2 protein-coding genes are annotated in these 6263 nt (G+C 73.0%); both read right to left on the bottom strand.

The genetic code is table 11. From position 1 onward, the window contains the following. The coding region (locus ACGFZA_RS12765) for an acyltransferase domain-containing protein (RefSeq protein WP_393678874.1) at positions 1–3821 on the bottom strand (3821 nt) is incomplete at its 3' end. 193 nt (positions 3822–4014) lie between these two features. Continuing rightward, entirely contained in the window at positions 4015–6258 is a 2244-nt protein-coding gene (locus ACGFZA_RS12760; RefSeq protein WP_393678873.1) for a condensation domain-containing protein, read from the bottom strand. Positions 6259–6263: the final 5 nt, after the last annotated feature.

Raw genomic sequence — 6263 nt, 5'->3', positions numbered from 1 at the left:
CGCCCCTCCCAACCAACCAACCGACCCCGCACCTCGACCGCCGACAACCCCACCGACGCCATACCACCCCGACCAGCCAACAAACGACCGATCACCCCACTACGCAACGCCACAACCCGCGCACCGTCACGCAACGACAAACCACCCGCCACCACCGCAGCAGCAATCTCCCCCTGCGAATGCCCCACCACCGCAGCCGGCTCCACACCACACGCCCGCCACACACCCGCCAACGACACCATCACCGCCCACAGAACAGGCTGCACCACCCCCACATCCGACAACGCCTCACCATCACCCCGAACCACCTCCAACAAATCCCACTCCACAAACTCCGACAACGCCTCCCCACACGCCCCCATCCACTCAGCGAAAACCCCCGACACCTCCAACAACTCCACCGCCATACCCACCCACTGCGACCCCTGCCCCGGAAACACGAACACCGGCTTGCGGGGGTGGGCGGGCCCGTTTCCGGTGATGGTGTTGCGGGCCTTCGTCTCGTGGGCGAGGGAGTCCAGAGCGGTCAGCAGCGTGGCGCGATCGGTTCCGAGGGCCACGGCACGGTGGTCGAAAGCCGTGCGGCGTGTGGTGAGCGACAGGGCGACGTCGGCGGGTGCGGTGTCGGGGTGGCGGGTGAGGAAGTCGTGCAGTTTCGCCGCCTGGCCGCGCAGCGCGGCGGCCGACGCGGCGGAGAGCGTCCACGGGAGCACGGGGGCCGTGGAGACCGGACGGACGGCTTCGGGGGTGGGCGGCGTGTTCTGTTCGCTCTCCTCAAGGATGATGTGGGCGTTGGTGCCGCTGACGCCGAAGGAGGACACACCGGCGCGGCGCGGCTCGCCCGTCTGCGGCCATGTCGTCTGCTCCGTCAGCAGACGCACCGCTCCTTCGGTCCAGTCGATGTGGGGGGACGGTTCGTCGGCGTGCAGGGTCCGGGGCAGCACACCGGCCCGCAACGCCATCACCATCTTGATGACGCCCCCCACACCGGCAGCAGCCTGCGCATGCCCGATGTTCGACTTCAACGACCCCAACCACAACGGCTGCTCCACCGACGCACGGTCCTGACCGTACGTCGCCTGCAGCGCCTGCACCTCGATCGGATCACCCAGCTTCGTCCCCGTACCGTGCGCCTCCACCACATCCACCTGACGCGGCTGCAGACCCGCATTCACCAACGCCTGCCGAATCACCCGCTGCTGCGCCGGACCACTCGGCGCACTCAACCCGTTCGACGCACCATCCTGATTCACCGCACTGCCCCGCACCACAGCCAGCACCCGATGCCCCAACCGCCGCGCATCACTCAGCCGCTCCACCAACAACATCCCCGCACCCTCACCCAGGCCGAATCCGTCGGCCGACGCGGAGAACGCCTTGCAGCGCCCGTCCGGGGCCAGGCCTCGCTGGCGGGAGAACTCCACGAGCATTCCGGTGCTCGGCATCACGGTGGCGCCGCCGGCCAGCGCCATGTCGCAGTCACCCGTGCGAAGTGCCTGGCAGGCCTGGTGCAGGGCTACCAGGGAGGAGGAGCAGGCGGTGTCGATCGTCAGGGCGGGGCCTTCGAGCCCCAGGACGTACGAGATACGGCCGGAGGCGACGCTTCCTGTCTTGCCCAGGAAGGCGTGCCCCTCGACCGAGCCCGCTTCGGCGGTGGGCTCTCCGGACCGGGGGCCGTAGTCCTGGGTGATGAGGCCGAGGAAGACTCCGGTGCGGGAGCCCTTGAGGGTGGCGAGGTCGAGTCCGGCGTCCTCGACCGCCTCCCACGCCGTCTCCAGGGCGAGGCGCTGCTGGGGGTCCATGGCGAGCGCCTCGCGCGGCGAGATGCCGAAGAAGTCGGCGTCGAACTCGGTTGCTTCGTGCAGGAATCCGCCTTCGCGCTGGGAGAACCGGCCGGGGCCGCGCATCTCGGGGTCGTAGCCGTCCGCGATGTTCCAGCCGCGGTCGGTGGGCAGGCTGCCGATCAGGTCGTCTCCGGCGCTGACGGCGTGCCACAGGTCGCCGGGGGCGGCGACACCGCCGGGGTAGCGGCACGCCATGCCGACGATGGCGATGGGCTCGGCCAGGTCGGCGGGGGCGACGGGTGCGGTGACGTCGGTGGCGGCGGGTGTGCCGTGGAGTTCGGCGTCCAGGTGGCCGGCGAGGGCGGTGGGCGTGGGGTGGTCGAAGACGACCGTCGGTGCGAGCCGCAGGCCGGTTGCCGCGCGCAGGCGGTCGCGGATGCCGATGGCGGCGAGGGAGGCGACTCCGAGGTCGCGGAAGGCCCTGCGGATGTCGAGGGCCGCGGCGGCGTCGGTGTCGTCCGGGAAGAGGACCGCGGCGGTGTGTACGCGGACCAGGGCGAGGAGTTCGCTGTGGCGATCCGCCCCGTCCAGAGGGGCGAGCCGCTCGCGCAGTACGGTGCCGGGCTCGCCCTGGACGGTGTCGGGGCCGTCGGTGGCGGGGCCCGCTTCGAGGACCTCGACGGGCAGTTCGACGGTGTCGTCGGTGGCGGGCAGCACGGCGCGCAGGTCCGTGTGGCCGCCGGAGACGAGGAGGGTGCCGAGGCCCGCGAGGAACCGGGCGGGGCCGCCTTCGCCGCGGCGGAGGGTCTCCAGAACGGTGGCCGGGCGGCTCGCGGCGGTGGCGGTGACCTCCATCGCGGAGGTGAGCACGGGGTGCGCGCTGACCTCGATCAGCGTGTGGTGCCCGGCGTCCAGGGCGGCACGGGTGGCGGCGGCGAAGCTGACCTTGGAGCGCAGGTTGCGGCACCAGTAGGCGGCGTCGGTCGGTACGCCGTCGAGTGTGCCGCCCAGGAGCCCGGAGTAGAAGGGCAGCCGCGGGGCGTGGGCGCGGATCGGTGCGAAGTCCGCGCGCATGCGGTCCAGGATCCGGTCGATGTGCGGTGAGTGCGCGGCAAGTCCCACATCGATGCGACGGCCGTGGACACCCGTTGCCCGAAGGTGGGAGACGAGTTGGCCGATCGCCTCGGTGTCGCCGGAGACGACGGCCGAGCCGGGGCTGTTCTCGGCGGCGACGACGAGCTGTCCCGGCCAGCGCTGTGCGAGCAGTTCGGCAACCCGGTCGGCGGGCTGCAGGACGGAGACCATGTCGCCGGCGCCCGCCAGGGTGGCCTGGGCCTGGCTCCAGTGGGCTACGACGCGGGCGCTGTCGTCCAGCGAGAGGGTTCCGGCGACCTCGGCGGCGGCCAGTTCGCCGAGGCTGTGGCCGAGGACGGCGGCGGGTTCGACGCCGGCCCGCTGCCAGACGGCGACGAGCGACAGCATGACCGCGAAGAGGGCGGGCTGGACGATGTCGGCGCTGTCGAGGGCGGGGCCGTTCGGCGCGCCGGTCACGGAGTCGAGCAGCGAGTGGCCCAGGAAGGGTGCGAAGGCGTCCGCGCACTCGTGCAGCCGACGGGCGAACACCGGTGAGGTGTCGAGGAGTTCGCGCGCCATGCCGGGCCACTGGGATCCCTGCCCGGGGAAGACGAAGACGGGGCCGGGGCCGGACGCGGCGGCGGGCCCCGCGTCGGTCTCCTCGGTGATCAGTGCCGGGTGCTGCTGGCCGGCGGCGAGGGCGGCCAGCGCCTGGAGGGCTTCGGTGTCGTCGGCGGCGAGCACGACGCCGCGGTGTGCGGCGCCGCGGGCGCGGTCGGAGGCGGCCAGGGCGTGGGCGACGCCGGCGCGGCTCCATCCGGATCGAGTGCTCAGGTGGGTGTGCAGAGCCCGTGCCCGTGCGTGGAGGGCGGCGGTGCCGGGGCCGCCGAGGACCCACGGCACCACGGCGTCGGCCGAGGGGAACAGCGGGGAGGCGCTGGCACTGTCACTGCGTCCGGACACGATGGTGCTCCCGTCGTCGACTTGTCACACGAGACTCTGCGGTGGGCGGGGCCGTGTGGCCGCCGTGGTGGTGAGGGCGTGGGCCGGGACGGTCCGCGGGTGCTGTGCGGACCGTCCCGGCCGTGGGATGTGCCGCTGCCTCAGCGGGGGTCCGAGGCGGCGGCACGGCCACCGGAGTGGCGTTCGTGGTGGTTCAGGCGGCGTATTCCAGGACGCGCACGTGTTGCGCCAGGGCCGCGGGCGTGGGGTTGTCGAAGAGGTCGGCGAGTTTGATGCGGTGCCCGGTGACCTGCTCGATGCGCTGGACGAGCTGGGCTCCGAGCAGTGAGTGGCCGCCGTGTGCGAAGAAGTTGGCGTCCGCCGCGGCCTCGTCGAGTTGCAGCAGGTCGCACCAGAGACGGCGGAGTTCGCCGACCAGGCCGTCGGTGGCGTCCTCCTCGTTCACGACGGGCGGTTCGGCCGCCAGGATCAGAGCTGCCTCGGTGTCCACGCCGCCGCCGGGGCGGGTGGGCAGCGCGTCCAGGCGCAGGATCCGGGCGGGCTGGGCGGCCCTCGGCAGCAGTCGGGCGGCGTGCACGGCGATGTCTTCGGACAGGCCGGGCCGGTCGGTGGCGGCCACGCAGGCGACGGTCTCCGGGTGACCGGTGGTTCCGGGTACGAGGACGAGGTGGGCGTCGGTGACGTCGGGGTGCCGCAGCAGTACGGCCTCGACGCGCTCGGGGTGCAGCAGCCGGTCGTGGACGCGCAGCGCGCGGTCGGCGCGTCCGAAGAGTTGCAGCGTGCCGTCGTGTCCCCAGCGGCCGGTCCATCCGGTCGGTTCCGGGCGGGTGCCGTCGGCCGTGACGGTGCCGATGTCGCCGCTGACTCCGGCGGGCAGCCCACGGCCGGTGGGTCCGGTGACAGTGATGTGGGTGCCGGGCTCGGGGTGTACGGAGCAGGGGTAGGGGTCGCCGGCGGCGACGGCTGCGTTCCAGGCGTCGGCGAGGCTGTGGACCGGCCCGTCGGCGCGGGTGCGGAAGCCGTCCGTGGCGGCCTCGCCGTCGCCGGCCGCTTCGCCGTCCTGGACGCTGAGCAGCGCGTGGTCGTCCGGGCTCCACAGGTCGAACTCGCCGACGGCTCGGTCGGGTTCCGCCGCGACGGCGCACAGCAGTGCCTCGTACCGGCGGGTCAGGGCCTCGGCGTCGGCGCGGGTGAGCATCTCGGTGCAGTAGAGGACCCGCAGCACGACGCGGTCCGGGCCCGACTGCACGAACAGTTCGAGGTCGAACTTGCTGTAGCCGGTCTCCACGTGCACGGGGAGAGCCGTCAGGCCGCCGATCGTCGCGCTGCCGGTGTCCTGGTGGGGGACGTAGTTGAACATGTGCTGGAAGAGGGTGTCGCGCCAGGACACGGTCTCGCGGCGGACCTCGTGGGCGATGGCGTCGACGGGGATGTCCGCGTGCCCGAGTGCCCCGAAGAAGACCTGCCGCGCCGTGGCGGCGAGTTCGCGGAAGGTGCGGCCGCTGTCGACGGTCATGCGCAGGGGCAGTGTGTTGACGTGGTAGCCGATGGCGTCCTGCGCGTCGGGCGGCCGGACGTTGACCGGTGAGCCCACGACGAGGTCGGGGCCGGCGCCGTGGCCCGCGAGCAGCAGGTAGAAGGCCGTCAGGAGGATCACGGCCTCCGGTGCCCGGGCCGTGCGCTGGAGGCCGCGGACCGCGGCGCGGGCCTCGTCGCCCAGGATGTGCAGGACGATGTCGCCGTCCAGGGTGGGCCGTGGTACTCCCCCGGTGCCGATGGCGAGGTCGAGGCCCGCCGGGTCGAAGCCGGCCAGCGCCGTACGCCAGTAGGCGAGGCTGTCCTCGCTGGGCGGTGCGGGGGTGAGGGCCGGGGCGGGGGTGCGCAGGGCGGGGGGCAGCGGGCCGCCCGCGTTCAGCGCGTCGTAGGCGGTGGCGAGTTCGGCGAGCAGCAGCGGCACGGATATGGCGTCGAAGACGAGGTGGTGTGCGGCCACGACGAGGATGTCGTCGGTGGGGCCGCGCAGCAGGGCGACGCGCAGCATCAGGGTGCCGTCGCACTTCAGTGGTGCGGCGGCCAGTGCGCGGAGTTCGGCTTCGGGGGTGTCGGTGGGGTGGAGCTCCACGCGTGGTGCGGGGGTGTCCGCGTCGAGCACCTCGCGCACGAGGCCCGCCTGCCGGTCGAGGTAGACGGTGCGCAGCACTTCGTGGCGGCTCACCACCGCGGCGAGGGCGGACTGCAGGGTCTCCTGGTCGAGGCGGCCTGCGAGGCGCACGGCGAACGGCACGTTGTTGATGCCGGCACCGGGCAGCAGCCGGTCCAGGAGCCACAGCCCGGTCTCCTTGGGGGTCGCTGCTTCGAGACGGCGCTTGCGGGTCAGCGCGGCGAGCAGCGCGGCCGCGGCGCCTTCGGCCGGTTTCGGCTTCTCGACTGGCTGCACGGTGG

Origin of the sequence: Streptomyces sp. NPDC048211 (assembly GCF_043202315.1) — a bacterium.
Taxonomy (GTDB): Bacteria; Actinomycetota; Actinomycetes; order Streptomycetales; family Streptomycetaceae; genus Streptomyces.
Note: the sequence above shows the minus strand (reverse complement) of the source record. Positions and strands in the feature narration are given on the sequence as shown.